This window comes from Streptomyces sp. NPDC088732 (assembly GCF_044751205.1).
In the GTDB taxonomy this organism is placed as follows: Bacteria; Actinomycetota; Actinomycetes; order Streptomycetales; family Streptomycetaceae; genus Actinacidiphila.
Genome location: NZ_JBIVLI010000014.1, coordinates 204,132 through 218,966, shown reverse-complemented (window position 1 = coordinate 218,966; position 14,835 = coordinate 204,132). Strand labels below are relative to the sequence as shown.

14 protein-coding genes are annotated in these 14,835 nt (G+C 73.2%); 7 read left to right on the top strand and 7 right to left on the bottom strand.

Going from position 1 to position 14,835, the window contains the following annotated elements; all coding sequences use genetic code 11:
- Complete coding sequence (locus ACIP9H_RS24200; RefSeq protein ID WP_401960734.1) at positions 1 to 1,182, bottom strand: ROK family protein; 1,182 nt, start codon at positions 1,180 to 1,182, stop codon at positions 1 to 3.
- 182 nt (positions 1,183 to 1,364) lie between these two features.
- On the opposite strand from ACIP9H_RS24200, the gene ACIP9H_RS24195 reads away from it, so the two are divergent.
- A complete protein-coding gene (locus ACIP9H_RS24195) occupies positions 1,365 to 3,503 on the top strand; it encodes an alpha-galactosidase (RefSeq protein ID WP_401960732.1) in 2,139 nt (712 codons plus the stop codon).
- Positions 3,504 to 3,569: 66 nt separating this feature from the next.
- Here the strand turns inward: ACIP9H_RS24195 and ACIP9H_RS24190 are convergent, their stop codons facing one another.
- The 3 genes from ACIP9H_RS24190 to ACIP9H_RS24180 are packed head-to-tail and all read right to left on the bottom strand — an operon-like array spanning position 3,570 to position 6,330.
- Positions 3,570 to 4,130 (bottom strand): cysteine hydrolase family protein, encoded by a 561-nt coding sequence (locus tag ACIP9H_RS24190; RefSeq protein WP_401586014.1) that lies wholly within the window; start codon positions 4,128 to 4,130, stop codon positions 3,570 to 3,572.
- Entirely contained in the window at positions 4,106 to 5,884 is a 1,779-nt protein-coding gene (locus tag ACIP9H_RS24185; protein ID WP_401960730.1) for an MFS transporter, read from the bottom strand. Before ACIP9H_RS24185 ends, ACIP9H_RS24190 begins: the two co-directional genes overlap by 25 nt.
- Positions 5,881 to 6,330, bottom strand: a complete 450-nt coding sequence (locus ACIP9H_RS24180; protein WP_401586020.1) for a MarR family winged helix-turn-helix transcriptional regulator — start codon at positions 6,328 to 6,330, stop codon at positions 5,881 to 5,883. The genes ACIP9H_RS24185 and ACIP9H_RS24180 overlap by 4 nt, the downstream gene beginning before the upstream one ends.
- Before the next feature lie 212 nt (positions 6,331 to 6,542).
- Here ACIP9H_RS24180 and ACIP9H_RS24175 point away from each other — a divergent pair, with 212 nt between their 5' ends.
- Positions 6,543 to 7,262 carry an SDR family oxidoreductase gene (locus tag ACIP9H_RS24175; RefSeq protein ID WP_401960728.1) on the top strand — a complete coding sequence of 240 codons (720 nt, stop codon included), beginning with the start codon at positions 6,543 to 6,545 and terminating at the stop codon, positions 7,260 to 7,262.
- An 18-nt stretch (positions 7,263 to 7,280) separates the two neighbouring features.
- Here ACIP9H_RS24175 and ACIP9H_RS24170 read toward each other — a convergent pair whose 3' ends face one another.
- Positions 7,281 to 8,042 (bottom strand): SDR family oxidoreductase, encoded by a 762-nt coding sequence (locus ACIP9H_RS24170; RefSeq protein WP_401960725.1) that lies wholly within the window; start codon positions 8,040 to 8,042, stop codon positions 7,281 to 7,283.
- A 178-nt stretch (positions 8,043 to 8,220) separates the two neighbouring features.
- Here ACIP9H_RS24170 and ACIP9H_RS24165 point away from each other — a divergent pair, with 178 nt between their 5' ends.
- The 3 genes from ACIP9H_RS24165 to ACIP9H_RS24155 all read left to right on the top strand — a co-directional run bounded on the left by ACIP9H_RS24165 (position 8,221) and on the right by ACIP9H_RS24155 (position 10,112).
- Positions 8,221 to 9,057: a class I SAM-dependent DNA methyltransferase gene (locus ACIP9H_RS24165; RefSeq protein WP_401586029.1), complete on the top strand. Its 837-nt coding sequence runs from the start codon at positions 8,221 to 8,223 to the stop codon at positions 9,055 to 9,057.
- Positions 9,000 to 9,752: a DUF4328 domain-containing protein gene (locus ACIP9H_RS24160; protein ID WP_401960722.1), complete on the top strand. Its 753-nt coding sequence runs from the start codon at positions 9,000 to 9,002 to the stop codon at positions 9,750 to 9,752. The genes ACIP9H_RS24165 and ACIP9H_RS24160 overlap by 58 nt, the downstream gene beginning before the upstream one ends.
- Before the next feature lie 132 nt (positions 9,753 to 9,884).
- Positions 9,885 to 10,112: a hypothetical protein gene (locus ACIP9H_RS24155; protein WP_360908317.1), complete on the top strand. Its 228-nt coding sequence runs from the start codon at positions 9,885 to 9,887 to the stop codon at positions 10,110 to 10,112.
- Positions 10,113 to 10,190: 78 nt separating this feature from the next.
- Here ACIP9H_RS24155 and ACIP9H_RS24150 read toward each other — a convergent pair whose 3' ends face one another.
- Positions 10,191 to 11,090 carry a glycoside hydrolase family 19 protein gene (locus ACIP9H_RS24150; RefSeq protein WP_401586034.1) on the bottom strand — a complete coding sequence of 300 codons (900 nt, stop codon included), beginning with the start codon at positions 11,088 to 11,090 and terminating at the stop codon, positions 10,191 to 10,193.
- A 186-nt stretch (positions 11,091 to 11,276) separates the two neighbouring features.
- Here ACIP9H_RS24150 and ACIP9H_RS24145 point away from each other — a divergent pair, with 186 nt between their 5' ends.
- The gene (locus tag ACIP9H_RS24145; protein WP_401960718.1) at positions 11,277 to 12,647 is read left to right on the top strand and encodes an FAD-binding oxidoreductase; all 1,371 of its coding nucleotides are present in this window, start codon (positions 11,277 to 11,279) and stop codon (positions 12,645 to 12,647) included.
- Here ACIP9H_RS24145 and ACIP9H_RS24140 read toward each other — a convergent pair.
- A complete protein-coding gene (locus ACIP9H_RS24140) occupies positions 12,637 to 13,806 on the bottom strand; it encodes a TDT family transporter (protein ID WP_401586040.1) in 1,170 nt (389 codons plus the stop codon). The genes ACIP9H_RS24145 and ACIP9H_RS24140 overlap by 11 nt on opposite strands.
- Before the next feature lie 70 nt (positions 13,807 to 13,876).
- Between ACIP9H_RS24140 and ACIP9H_RS24135 the strand changes: the two genes are divergently transcribed.
- On the top strand, positions 13,877 to 14,803 hold the full coding sequence (locus ACIP9H_RS24135) for a LysR family transcriptional regulator (RefSeq protein WP_401586043.1): 927 nt from the start codon (positions 13,877 to 13,879) through the stop codon (positions 14,801 to 14,803).
- Positions 14,804 to 14,835 lie beyond the last annotated feature (32 nt).

The following is a 14,835-nucleotide window of genomic DNA, read 5'->3' as shown; positions in this document are numbered from 1 at the left end:
CTACTCCTTTGGCGTGTCTGATCTGATGAAGGACTGGATCGCGGTGGCCGCGGCCCCGCGCGCCCACTCGTCGAAGGGCAGCGGTCGGGTCTGCAGGTCGCACTGCGCGGCCGTACCGAAGGCGGAGGCGGTGAAGGCGTCGCGGATCTGGTCGGCGAACAGGTCGTAGGCCGCCAGGCCCTCGCCGGAGATGATCACGCGTTCCGGGCCCAGCAGGTTGGCCACGGCGCCGATGGCCCGGCCGATCGCCTCACCCGCCCGCGCGTACACCGCGCGGGCCCCGGGGTCGCCCCGGTGGGCGAGTTCGAGGGCTTCGGCGGCGTCGGCCACCTCGACCCCGGTCGCCGCGCGCACGTCCCGGACGATCGCGGGATCGGCGGCGATGGCCTCCACGCAGCCGCGGTTGCCGCAGTGGCACAGCGGTCCCGCGGGGTCGATGGCCAGGTGGCCGATCTCGCCGGCCACACCGTAGGCGCCGGAGACCACGGTGCCGTTGACGACCAGGCCGCAGCCGATGCCGGCGCCCACGGTGACGACGGCGAAACCGGTGAGCCCGACGCCCGCCCCGAACCACTGCTCGGCGACGGTGAGGGCCCGTACGTCGTTTTCGACGGTGACCGGCAGGCCGGTCACCGTCGCCACGATCTCGGCCAGGGGGATATCCCGCCACTCCAGGAACGGCGACCAGCGCACGACCCCGGCCACCCGGTCGACGTCGCCCGAGACGGCCACGCCCAAGCCGCGGACCTGAACGCCGAAACCGTCCGCCTCGGTGCGCAGTTCCTGCACCAGGCCTGCGAGTTCGGCCAGCACAGAGCCGGGATCACGGCTGGTGAGCGGCACGTGCCGGGCGACCCGGATGCGGCAGCACAGGTCGGTGAGGACGCCGATGATCTCGTCACCGGTCACCTTGACGCCGATGAACAGCGCCCGTCCGGCGTCCACACGGACCTGGTTGGCGGGCCGCCCGAGTGCGGTACGGGCTGCCCCGTCCGCCTCGTCCACCAGGTAGCCGGCCTCGATGAGGGGCCGGACCGCCTTGGTGACCGCGGCGGCGGACAGCCCGGCGCGGCGGGCGATGTCGGCCCGGGTCAGGGGCCCGTGCGACAGCACGATGGTGAAGATCTGCGAGGCGGCCGGGGTTTGCGCCGGTATCGCCTCGCCGGGTGGGGTCGAGCGCATGGCCGGGAACCTAGGTCTGTTCTTTTCTGCTGTCAATGAAAGAAACGAGGTTGGTCGGAAGCTGCGGTTTTGAACCTGCCCCGGCTTGCAAAGGACAGCACCTGGTGGGTGTTGACATCTGATCAAAGGTCACGATTGGCTTTCGCCATTCGCCTCGTGGCGTCGACCGAACGTGAGGACCCATGGCCCTGATCTCCTTCGCCCCGCACACCGGGGTCTGGCTGCTCTCCACCGCGCGCACGTCGTACGCGCTGCGGACCGACGAGACCGGGGCACCGTGTCACGTCGCCTGGGGACCGCGGCTGACTCTCGCGGAGGCGGCGGAACTGGCCGTTCCCCTCGCTCCGCCGGCCAGCAGCTTCGAAGGGCGCCCCGCGGTGGGCGAGGAGCTTCCCGTCGACGGCGGCGCACGCTACGGGGTGCCGTCCCTCCAGGTCCGCCTCGCCGACGGCTCGCGCGCCTTCGAGTGGGAGCCGGCCGGCCACCGGCTCGACGAATCGACGCCCGGCACGGCCGAGTTGGCGCTCGCCTACCGCGACCGCGGGTACCCGCTGGAGGTGACGCTCCACTACCGGGTCCACGAGGACACCGATGTCGTCGAGCGCTGGACCGTCCTGCGCAACGCCGGCGACCAGGAACTCGCCCTGCCGCGCGCCGACTCCGCCGCCTGGACGCTGCCCGCGCTGCCCGGCCACCGGCTCAGCCACGTCACCGGCCAGTGGTCCGCGGAGAACGGGCTGCACCGCGAGCCGCTCCCGGCCGGCGAGACCGTCCTCACCAGCCGGCGCGGCGTCACCAGCCACCACGCGAACCCGTGGGTCATGCTCGACGCGGGCGACGCGACGGAGGATCAGGGCCGGGTGTGGAGCGCCGCCCTGGCGTGGAGCGGCAGTTGGCGCATCACCGCGCAGCGCACCCCCGACGGCCGGGCGGGCTTCACCGGCGGCGCGGGCCACGACGGCGCGAGCCTGCGGCTGGCACCCGGCGAGGAGTTCACCACCCCCGTCATGGCCGGGCTCTTCAGCGAGGGCGGTTTCGGCGCGGCGAGCCGCGCCTGGCACGCGTACACCCTCGCGCACGTCCTGCCCCGGCCGCGCGAGACGGCGCCCGTGCTCTACAACTCCTGGGAGGCGACGGGCTTCGACGTCGAACCGGCCGCGCAGGCCGCGCTCGCCGCGCGCGCCGCGGCGCTCGGCGTCGAGCTGTACGTGGTCGACGACGGCTGGTTCGGCGGACGCCGCCACGACCGCGCGGGACTGGGCGACTGGACGCCCTCACCGGACCGCTTCCCGGACGGGCTCGGCCCGCTGGTCGGCGAAGTGCACCGGCTCGGCATGAAGTTCGGCCTCTGGGTGGAACCGGAGATGGTCAATGCCGACAGCGACCTGTACCGCGAGCACCCGGACTGGGTGCTGCACGTCCCCGGCCGTACGCGGACCGAGCTGCGCAATCAGCTGGTGCTCAACTTCGCCCGCAGCGACGTCGCCGACTGGGCGTACGGCTGGCTGACCCGCCTGGTCGCCGAGCACGGCATCGACTTCCTCAAGTGGGACATGAACCGCGCCTTCAGCGAGGCGGGCTGGCCGGAACGCGACGGCGGCGCCGACCGCCTGTGGACCGGTTACGTGCACCACCTCTACGGCGTCCTCGACCGGCTCCGGGCAGACCACCCGAATCTGCGCATCGAGGCGTGCAGCGGCGGCGGCGGCCGCGTCGACCTCGGCATCCTGGCCCGCACCGACCAGGCGTGGACCTCGGACAACACCGACGCCGCCGACCGCACCCGCATCCAGCACGGCCACACCCAGGTCTACCCCGCCCGCACCATGGCCGCCTGGGTCACCGACGTCCCGAACCAGCTCACCGGCCGTACGGTCCCGCTGCGCTTCCGCTTCCACGTGGCGATGGCCGGCCTGCTGGGCATCGGCGGCGACCTGAGCCGCTGGCCGGAGGACGACCTCGCCGAGGCGGCGGAGCTGGTCGCGGAGTACAAGACGGTCCGTCACATCGTCCAGCACGGGATCCTGCACCGCCCGGCCGGACCGGACGGCAACGGACCGACCGTCGTCCAGTACGCCTCCCCGGACGGCGAGGAGGCGCTGCTGCTGGCCTGGCGCCCGCCGCTCCCCCACGGCACGCCCCAGCGCCCCGTGCGACTCGCCGGCCTCACCCCCGGCGCCCGCTACCGCGACGCCCGCACCGGCGCCGTCCACCACGCCGCGGTCCTGACGGGGTACGGGCTCCCGCTGGGCCTTCCCGCGCGGGACTGGGCGAGCACCGCGGTGCACCTGGTACGCGTACCGGAGGGCGGGACCGCCTGACCGGCCCCGCCCTCCGGTACGCCCGTGAGCCCGCCCCGGACCCGGTCCCCGGGGCGCGGCGCACGGTCAGTTCTTGACCGCGAGCACCCATTCGTCGACGGAGACGACGGCCGCCTGCCGCGGGAAGACCTTCTCCGTCAGCACGCGGTGCACCTCCGGGTCCGCGTCGAGGCAGCCGTCGGACAGCACGGTGAGGCCGAAGTCCAGGTCGGCGGCCTGGCGGAGGGTGGACAGCACGACCCCGCTGGTGGCGATGCCGCTCAGGACGAGGCTGTCGATACCGCGGGCGCGCAGGACCATGTCGAGGTCGCTGCCGGCGAAGGCGCTGACGCGCTTCTTGGTGACGACCAGGTCGCCGGGCTCGGGGGCGACGGCGGGGTGGATCTGCGCCGCGGGGTCGCTCTCGGCGAACGCGCCGGTCCCGGCGAGCGCGCTGAAGGTCTTGTTGCGGGGGCTGACCTCGGGGTGCCCGTCGCGGAAGCCGATGACGACGTACAGGACCGGGATGCCGGAGGCGTGGGCCGCGTCGACGGCGCCGCGCAGGCGCGGCAGGTAGTCGCTGTCGGTGGCGAAGCGGTCGACGATGCCCCGCTGGACGTCCATCACGAGGAGTGCGCTGTGCGCCATGCTTCTGTTTCCTGTCCTTCGTCGGTGCCGGCCGGTGTGCCCGGTGCGGCCTTGTGGTGCTTGCCGCGGAGCGCCGAGGCGGCGGCGGCGATCAGGGACATCGCCGTGGCGGCGGTGAAGACCGTGACGAGCCCGTGGTGGAAGGGCCCGGAGACCAGTTCGGGGAAGAACCCGGTGCCGGTCAGGGCGTCGACGTTGGGCCGGGGCAGGGAGTGCAGCACGCCGCTGGGCCCGAGCAGGTGGCTGATGGGGTTGTTGCCGAGGAAGGTGGCGAACAGCGTGCTGACCGGAGGCAGTCCGGCCACCTGGCTCGCGGTGCCCGCGGGCACGCCCTGGCTCCGCAGACCGCTCTCCAGCGCACCGGGCAGCGAGCCGGCCAGGCCGGAGATCATGAGGGAGAAGGACAGCCCGATGGACAGGGCGGTGCCCGAGTTCTGGAACGTCGAGCGCATGCCGGAGGCGACCCCGCGCTGGTCCGGCGCCACACTGCCCATGATCGCGGAGGTGTTGGGCGCCGAGAACATGCCCTGCCCGATGCCGCTGAGCAGCAGCAGGCCCGCGAAGGCCGGATAGGGGAAGTTCACGGGCAGCATGAGCAGCCCGACGAATCCGGCGGCGACCAGCAGCAGTCCGGTCGTGGAGAACAGCCGCGCGCCGAAGCGGTCCGACAGGTAGCCGGAGGCGGGGCCGGCGATGAGGAACCCGACGGTGAGCGGCAGCATGAAGATGCCCGCCCACAGCGGGGTGTCCTCGAAGGCGTAGCCGTGCAGCGGCAGCCAGATGCCCTGCAACCAGATGATCAGCATGAACTGCAGCCCGCCGCGGGCCACGGAGATGAGCAGCGCCGCCAGGTTGCCGGCCGCGAAGGCCCGGATACGGAAGAGGCCGAGACGGAACATGGGTTCGGCGATGCGGGTCTCGACCACGCAGAACACCAGCAGCAGCGCGACCCCGGCCGCCAGGCCGCCGAACACCCAGGGGTTGGTCCAGCCGGTGGGGTGACCCCCGTAGGGCTGGATGCCGTAGGTGATCGCGGCGAGCAGCCCGCCCGCCCCGGCGGTGAAGGTGATGTTGCCGATCCAGTCGATGCGGCCGGGTCTGCGGACGCCGGTCTCGCGGAGGCTGCGGTACGACCAGACGGTGCCCACGATGCCGATGGGGACGCTGATCCAGAACACCGCGCGCCAGTGGATCGTGGCCAGCAGCCCGCCCGCGAGCAGTCCGAGGAACTGCCCTGCCAGGGCGGTGATCTGGTTGATGCCGAGCGCCATCCCGCGCTGTCTGGAGGGGAAGGCGTCGGTGAGGATGGCCGCGGAGTTGGCCGTGAGCATCGCACCGCCGACGGCCTGCACGACGCGGAAGCCGATCAGCCACAGCGCACCCGAGCCGCCCTTGAACGGGTCGAGCGACAGCGCGAGCGAGGCGCAGGCGAAGATCGCGAAGCCCATGTTGTACATGCGGACGCGGCCGAACATGTCGCCGAGCCGGCCGAGCGCGACCACCAGGACCGCGGACACCAGCAGGTAGCCCAGGATCATCCAGAGCAGGTAGCCGATGTTGCCGGGCGCCAGCGGGTCCAGGCCGATGCCGCGGAAGATCGCCGGGAGCGAGATGATCACGATCGAGCCGTCGATGGTCGCGATCAGGACGCCCAGCGTGGTGTTGGAGAGCGCGACCCACTTGTAGCGGCCGTCGTCCTCCGGCCGTCCGGTGCCTTCGGGGCGGGCCGTCGTGCCCGCCGCCGCGCCCTTCACAGCCGCTCCGAGAGCCGGTCCAGCAGCGGCAGCACGGCCAGCAGCCGGTGCCGTTCGTCGTCGGTGAACTCGGCCCGGATGACCGCGCCCAGTCGCTGCACGGACTCCGAGCGCCGGTCGGCGAGCACCTTGCGGCCGGCGTCCGTCACCGTCACCACCGCGCGGCGGCCGTCGGCGGCGTCCGGGCGGCGGCTGACCAGTCCCCGTTCCTCCAGGCCCGCGAGGGTCGTGGCCATGGCCTGCGGGCGTACGCGCTCCAGTTCGGCGAGCGACCCGGGGGAATCCGGTCCCTCGCGGTCCAGCCGGGCCAGCACGGACACCTCGGAGAGCGTCACGTCCCCCACGGCGTGTGCCTGTCGCAGTCGGCGGGCGATCCGGCCCACGGCCAGCCGGAGTGCCGCTCCGACCTCCGTGGGGTCGTCCGCCACCGGCGGAATGTCATCCATGATTAATTACAATAGCTTAATCAATTGCCCGTAACTACCCCGCGCCGACGGGCCGGGGCGGGCGCGGACACCGGGCGGCCGTCACCCCGGTCCTGACGTCCGGGTGGTCGCCGGGACAGGTGCGCCCTACGTTGGAGGTGGGAGCGGCGCCGCTCAGGCGCTGCTGCGACGCCGCTCCACGGCCTCGCAGTCCACCGATGGTGAGGTACCCCATGAAGATCCAAGGGTCGGCCGCTCTGGTCACCGGCGCCAACCGCGGACTCGGAGAGCAGTTCGTACGGGCGCTCCTGGAGGCGGGAGCGGCCAAGGTCTACGCCGGGGCGCGCGATCCCGGGAAGGTCACCGTGCCCGGGACGGTTCCGGTCGCCCTGGACATCACCGACCAGGAGTCCGTGCAGGCGGCGGCCGAGCAGGCCCAGGACGTGACGCTCCTCGTCAACAACGCGGGGTCGACGACCCGGGCGCATGTGCTCACCTCCGACCTGGACTCGTTCCGCAAGGAGTTCGAGACGCACGTCCTCGGCACCCTCGCGATGTGCCGGGCCTTCGCGCCGGTCCTCGGCCGCAACGGCGGTGGCGCGATCGTCAACGTCCTGTCCGTGCTGTCCTGGGTGTCGGTCCCGGCCAGCGCCGGATACGCCGCCGCCAAGTCCGCCGAGTGGTCCGTGACCAACGCCCTGCGGGTGGCGCTGGCCGAACAGGGCACGCAGGTCACCGCCGTGCACGTCAGCTACCTCGCGACGGAGATGGCCGCCCGGATCCCCGGGCCCAAGGCCGATCCCGCCGTGGTGGCCCGAACGGCCGTCGACGGGGTCGACGCGGGACTGGACGAGGTGCTCGCCGACGACGTCAGCCGGCAGGTCGAGGCGGCGCTGGCCGCCGGACCCGAGGCGCTGTACCCCCAACTGTCCGGCGGGCCCCCGCTGGTCTGACCGCCCGGCTCGGCCGGTTCAGTGGGGAAGGAGCTGCTGGCCGCCGTCGATGTCGTAAGTCGCGCCCGTGAGCGCGTCATTGGCCATGATGTGCAGCGCCAGGGAGGCGACGTCGCCCGGGCCGACGACCCGCCGGATGGGCAGCCTGGAACGCAACTCCTCCCGCCGCGCGTCGAGTTGATCGCCCAGCAGTGAGGCCGACAGCGGTGTGTCCACGAATCCCGCCGCGATGGCGTTGACACGGACCGGCGCGATCTCCAGCGCGAGATTGGCGACGAGGGCGGGCAGCGCCGCCGTCATGGCACCGACGACGGACATGCCGATGCCGGGGCGCCGGGCGCCGGTGCCGCCCATGAACAGCAGCGTTCCCCCGGCCCTGACCTTCCGGCGGCCGTGCAGGGCGACCGCGAGCGTCATCCCCAGGCGGTCGCTGAACTGCCGGCGGGCCGCGGTGAGGTCCATGCCGCCGAGCGGCATGTAGGCGGGACTGCCGGCGGTGACCATCACGTGGTCGACCGGCTCCCGCAACGCCTCGAAGAACTCCTCGACGCGGTCGGTGTCGTTGGCGTCGAACGCCGCCGTCGCCTGCGGCCGGAGCTCGACCGCGGCCCGCTCCAGCCGTTCCGGGTCGCGCGCGACGAGGATCAGCCCGCCGCCCGCCGCCCGTACCTGGCGCGCTGTCTCCAGTCCGATGCCCGCGCTCGCGCCGATCACCACGACCGTACGGCCGGCAAGGCCCGAGGGACCGTGCGGACCGGACACGCCGGGCGCCGCGGTCATCGCGCGACCTCACGGCCGTGGTCGCCGCCGCCTTCGCGGACGCGGTGCGGCTCGCTGCTCATCCGTGCCTCCCCGGGGTCGGCTTCCGCTCCATCGTCCCGCCTCGGCCGGCCGATCGCCCGTCGGCCGCCCGCGGCGCAAGGGGCGGTGTCGGTCCCCCCGACTATCGTCACCGCCCGTGACCGAGAGTTCCCACCTGGACGCCGTGCGCACCTCGTACGACACCGTCGCCGCCGACTACGCCCGGTTCTTCGGCGCCGCGCTCGCCGAACCCCCGCTCGACCACGCGATGCCGGCCGCGTTCGCCGACCTCGTCCGCGCCGGCGGCTCCGGCCCCGTCGCCGACCTCGGCTGCGGACCGGGCCGGGTCACGGCGCACCTCGCCTCGCTCGGGCTCGACGCGTTCGGCGTCGACCTGTCGCCGGGCATGGTGGAGGTGGCCCGCCGCACCTACCCCGGTCTGCGGTTCGAGGTGGGCGCGATGCCGGCGCTCGACCTGCCCGACGGCGGGCTCGGCGGCGTCCTGTCCTGGTACTCCACGGTGCACACCCCGCTGCGGGAGCTGCCGGCCGTCGTCGCCGAGTACCACCGTGTCCTGGCGCCCGGCGGCCACCTGCTCCTCGCCTTCAAGGCCGGCGACGGGCACGTCCGGCTGGAGCACGCCTACGGCCACCCCGTCACGCTGGACGTCCACCGCCACCCGCCGGACCGCGTCGCCGCGCTGCTGGCCGAAGCGGGATTCACCGAGACCGCGTGCCTGGTGCGGGCGGCACGCGGCGACGAGCGGACGCCGCAGGCGTTCCTGCTGGTCCGCAGGGCCGACGGCTTATCACACACGGTGGCATCGGTGGCACACGAATCCACGTGGACGCCCGGCGGTCCGCTGTCATATGTTCCTGCCTGCCCGCCCGCGGCGGGCGCACCACTCGCACACGATCCCTTGGGGGGGATTTCGTCATGTCCATCAGCCCTGCCGGTCCGCCGGGCGGTGTCCCGCACTACCCGTCCGGCCTGACACCGACGCCGCCACCGCAGACTGTTCCCGGCGTGCTCCGGTCGCCGCTCGGCCTGGCGAACGCGGTCACCGCGCTGCTGGCGCTGGTGCTGGCGTGCGACGTGTTCTCGATCGCCGCCGACATCAACCTCTGGTCGGTCGCCGGCTCGGTCGTGGCGGACGGCCCCATGTCGGTCAGCGTCGACGACGCCGACCGTGCGGAGCTGCTGCTGTCCGTCACCGCGCTCTTGCAGGGACTCGGCTTCCTGGCCACGGCGGTCGTCTTCATCATCTGGTTCCACCGGGTGCGCGGGAACGGAGAGATCTTCTCGCCCAACGGCTTCGACAAGGGCCGCGGGTGGGCCATCGGCGGCTGGTTCGTTCCCTTCCTCAACCTCCGCCTCCCCTACCGCATCGCCCGTGAGACCTGGACCGCGAGCACGCAGGCCGCCCCGGACGGCTCGTGGCGTCCCATCCGCACGGGGATCGTCACCGTCTGGTGGGTCGCGCTGGTCGCCGACCGGATCGCGACGCAGCTGACGTCGCAGATGTACTCCAAGGCCGAGTCGTCCGACGCTCTGCGGGACTCCGCGGTCGGCATGTCCCTCTCCGACGGGCTGGACATCGTCGCCGCTGTGCTGGCGATCCTCTTCGTCCGGCGGCTGACCGCCATGCAGCACCTGAAGGCCACCCAGGGCCCGGTGGCCGCTTTCTGAGCTTTCCGGACCCACGCGTCCGGGCGCCGGCCGCGTGCCGGCGCCCGGACGCTTTTCCATCCCGGGTTGCGAGCGGCGCGGGCCCGCGGGGAGGCTGGCAGGGGGAAGGTGCCACGAAGGCGGTGGTGGGACGTGGAGCGCCAGGTGTCGGTGGAGATGACCGGTGAGGGCTATCGCGTCGCGTGCCGGGACACGGGCGTGGTCGGGCTCGGCATGACCGAGTCGGAGGCGTGGACGGACTTCTGGCAGGCGCTGCACGCGGTGTGGAAGGCGCCGGAGGACGCGCGGGCCGCCGCCGAGCGGCGGGACGCGGACCGTGCGCGGCCCCGGATGGACCGGGTGCGCGGCCTGCTGAGCTGAACGCGTCCGCGGCTGACGGGACCGGGCCCCGCCGGTGGGCGCAGGGGCCGCCGTCCCTGCGCCCACGTACGCCGGCGCTCAGCAGGAGAGGTTGTTCCCCGCGGGGACGCCGAGGATCTGGGTGAAGCGCTGGTAGTTGGCCACCCGGCTCTGGACCTGTGCGGGGTTGCGTCCGTCGCACTCCAGGGAGCCGTTGATGGAGCGGATCGTCTGGCCGAAGCCGGCCTGGTTGACCATCGCGTTGTGGCCGGTCATGGTGCCGGGGCCGCTCTGGGTGTTCCAGTACCAGAGGCCGGTCTTCCAGGCGACGGCCGCGTCCTGTTCGACCAGCCAGGGGTTGTGCAGCAGGTCGATGCCGAGTGCGTCGCCGGCGGCCTTGTAGTTGAAGTTCCAGCTGAGCTGGATCGGGCCGCGGCCGTAGTACGCGGACTGCCCGGCGGGGCAGCCGTAGGGCTGGCTGCTGTCGCAGTAGTGGGGGTAGTTGGCGGTGTTCTGCTCGACGATGTAGACGAGGCCGCCGGTCTCGTGGGCGATGTTGGCGAGGAAGGCCGCGGCCTCCTGCTTCTTGACGGTGTCGCTGCCGGTGTTGGCGAAGCCGGGGTAGGCGGACAGGGCCGCGACCAGGCCGCTGTAGGTGTAGAAGCCGTTCCGGCCCGGGAACATCTGGTTGAACTGGGCCTCGCTGACCACGAATCCGGACGGGTTGCCCGGGTTGCCGGGGTCGGTGCCACCGCCGCCGCAGGTGCCCTGGTCGGCCCAGACGCCCCACTCACCGGTGGTGCCGGGCGTCTCGTTCTGGGTCCACCACTTGGCCTGCCAGTTGTGGCCGCCGTAGGCGGCCGTCATCCCGTTCGTGTAGACCGAGGATGCGCTCCACGGGGCCGCGCAGGTGGCGGCGGAGGCGGTTCCGGAGGGGATGGCCACTGCCATGCCGGCGGCGGCCGCGAGGGTGGTGAGGAGTGCCAGAGTGCGTCGCATGACCGTAACTGCTCCTTGCGTGGGGGGAGTTGCATCTCGCACTGAGCAATGAACCGGATTGGCCTATACCTGTCAAGGTCTAGACCAACGCACGTTCCGCTTGAGGTCGCGCCCCAGCGGCGTAGCGTGAGTGGAGTGCGGGGGGACAGCGGCAGGGGGACCTCGGCGCTACGAGGAGCGTGGGCGATGGGCAACCCCTCGGCCGGCCGGCTGCGCGAGCGTGTCCGCGGCCAGGTGATCACCCCCGGCAGCGAGGACTACGACCGGGCGCGCACCGTCCGCAACGCCATGATCGACAAGCGCCCCGCGGCCGTGGTGCGCTGCGCCGGCGCGGACGACGTCAGGGCCGTCGTGGACTTCGCCCGGGACAACGGGCTCGAACTCGCCGTGCGCGGCGGCGGGCACAGTGTGCCCGGCTTCGGCACGTGCGACGGCGGTGTCGTCGCCGACCTGTCGCCGATGCGCGCGGTGCGGGTGGACCCGCGGACGCGCACCGCGCGCGCCGAGGGCGGGGCCACCTGGGACGACTTCAACACGGCGACCCATGCCCACGGACTGGCGACGACCGGTGGCATCGTCTCCACCACCGGCGTCGGTGGGCTGACCCTCGGCGGGGGCATCGGATACCTGAGCCGGGCGCTGGGCCTCAGCTGCGACAACCTCGTCTCGGCGGACGTCGTGACCGCGGACGGGAACCTGGTCGTGGCGAGCGGCAAGGAGCACGAGGACCTGTTCTGGGCGCTGCGCGGCGGGGGCGGCAACTTCGGGGCCGTGACCGCGTTCGTGTTCCGGCTGGCACCGCTGACCGACGTGTACGGCGGACTGATGCTCTACGAGATGGACCACGCCGCCACGGTGCTGCGCGCCTACCGCGACGCCATCGCCGCCGCACCGGAACGGCTCTGCGTCTTCCCCGCGTTCCACATCGCGCCGCCGCTGCCGTTCATCCCCGAGGACCGGCACGGCGACCGGTTCGTCGCCCTGGTGGCGTGCTGGACCGGGCCGCCGGAGGAGGGCGAACGGGTCCTGCGCCCGTTCCGCGACGCGGCACCCGTGGCCGCCGAGCACGTCGGCCCGATGCCCTACCCGGTGATGAACAGCCTCTTCGACGCGATCCTGCCGCCCGGCCTCCAGCACTACTGGAAGGCCGCGTTCGCCGCCGAGCTGACCGACGAGGCCTTGGTGGCCCATGTCGCGCACGCCCCCGGACTGCCCGCGGTCAACACGGCCGTCCACATCTACCCGATCGACGGCGCCTGCCACCGGGTCGCCCCGGACGCGACCGCCTTCGCCTACCGCGACGCCTCCTTCGCGGCCGTCATCGCCGGAATGTGGCCCGACGCCGCGGCCAACGACGCCAACATCGCCTGGGTGCGCGGCTACTACGAGGCGATCGCACCGCACTCCCAGGAGGGCGGCTACGTCAACTTCATGGCGGGCGACGACCAGGGCCGCGTCCGGGCCAACTACCGCGGCAACCACGACCGCTTGGTGGAGGTGAAGAGGGCCTGGGACCCGGGCAACCTCTTCCACCTCAACCAGAACATCAGGCCTTGACGGGAGAGCCCTGAGGCGCGGGCACCGGAAGGAAGATGCCGCCGCGCGCGGCGGCCCGCGCCGTACGCACCGCCACCGTGGTCCATGCCACGACGAGCAGGGTGCCGAGCACGACGGCCGCGCCCTGGAAGGCCGTTGCGTGCAGGCGCAGCGCGAGCGCGCTCGTGCCGGTGACGCAGGTGCCGACGGGGAAGGTGAAGCTCCACCAGGTCAGCGAGAAGGGCAGGCCGCTGCGCGCGGTGCGCACCGTGAGGGCGGCCGCCAGGACGAGCCACATCATCGCGAAGCCCCAGACGGGCACCCCGTACAGCAGGCCGAACACCTCGGCGCCGGAGGCGTACGGACGCGGCAGAACCGAGGGTGCCACCCCGCCGAGCAGATTGGCGGCGGTCACCGACTGGCCGAGCGGTCCGAGCACGATCCAGAGCGTCGGCACCATGGCGGCGGGGCCCGTCTTGTGGTGCATGAGCCGGCTCCACACCTGGGTGATGATCACCAGGCTCGCGATCAGGCTCATACCGAACATCGCGTAGCACGCCAGCAGCAGCGTGAGCCGTCCCTGCCCCGGAGCGAGGTGCGGGATCAGGGCGGCACCGGTGGCGGCCGACACCATCGGGGGCACGACGGGCATCAGCCAGCCGCCGAAGGCCGCGTCCTCGGTCACGCGGTGGTCGGTCATGGCGCGGTACGGGATCCACACCCAGGTCACCAGGCCCAGCAGGGTGCCCGCCGACCAGAGCACCACGTCGACGACGAGCGCCGGGCGCTCGCCGATCCACGCGGAGCCCAGCGTCAGGGTGCCGACCCCGACCGTCATCAGCGCCATCGCGGGGGCGCCCCAGAAGTGCGCCATGACCGGGTGGCCGGCGTGCGCGCGGCCCCGCTCGGGGTGGCGCGTCCAGTGCACGGACCAGGCGGCGGTGAGCACGAGGAGCCAGGCGGCGGCCAGGGCCCAGACGACGGTGGCGAACGTCCGCAGTCCCGGCACGTGCACGGGGAGGCCGGCCGCGGCGACGGCGACGATGCCGGTGCCCATGACGGAGGCGTACCAGTTGGGACCGAGGTCGCGGAAGAGCTGGGAGGGGTGGTCCAGCTCCCGCAGCAGGCCGGTGCGCGGGTGGGCGCCGGCCCTTGGCGGGGCGGTGAGCGAGGTGTGCATGGCCTCAGCCTCCCGTCGCCCCGCGGACGCCGGTAGGGATCATTCGGCGATGGGGTCATAGACTCGGCCTATGCCCCTGCCCGAGCGAGTGAGCGACCTGGCGGCGTACGACCTGCTGCTGTCCGTCGCCCGCCTGGGCAGCGTGGGCGCGGCCGCCCGCGCGCACGGCATCAGCCAGCCCTCCGCCAGTTCCCGGCTCCGCCATCTGGAACGCCGGCTCGGGCTCCCGCTGCTGGAGCGGTCGCCGCGCGGTTCGCGGCTCACCGAGCAGGGCGCGCTGGTCGCCGACTGGGCGCGCACCGCGGTCGACGCCGCGGCCTCGCTGGACGCGGGCGTGACCTCGCTGCTGGGCACCACCGGGAGCCGGCTCCAGGTGGCGGCCAGCATGACGGTGGCCGAGTACCTGCTCCCCCAGTGGCTGGCGGTGCTGCGGGTCCGTGCGCCGCACACCTCGGTCGCCTTGACCGCGGGCAACTCCGACGAGGTCGCCGCCGCCGTACGGGAGGGCCGGGCCCATCTCGGATTCGTCGAGGCCCCCGACGTCCCGCGCGGGCTGACCGCCCGCACCGTGGGACACGACGAGCTCACGGTGATCGTGGCCCCCGCCCACCCCTGGGCGCGGCGCCGCTCGGGGATCACCGCGGGCGAGCTGGCCGCCGCACCGCTGGTCGCCCGGGAGCGCGGCTCCGGCACCCGGCGCTATCTGGAGCGGGCCCTCGACGGGGTGGGCGCGGTCCCCCTCGCCGCGCCGCTGCTCGAACTCCCCTCGACGACCGCCATCAAGACCGCCGTCGCCGACGGGGTCGCCCCCGCGGTCCTCAGCTCGCTCGCGCTCACGGCCGAGCTGGCCAACGGCACCGTGGTCGCCGTCCCGGTACGTGACCTCGATCTCACCCGCGCCCTGCGGCTGGTCCATCCCCGGACCAGCCCGCCCACCGGCGCGGCCGGCGAACTGGCGGCGATCGCCCGGCACGGCGGTCCGTCGGCCGCCGCCTGAGCCACCGCCACGACCTATCATTGAAGGGCGGC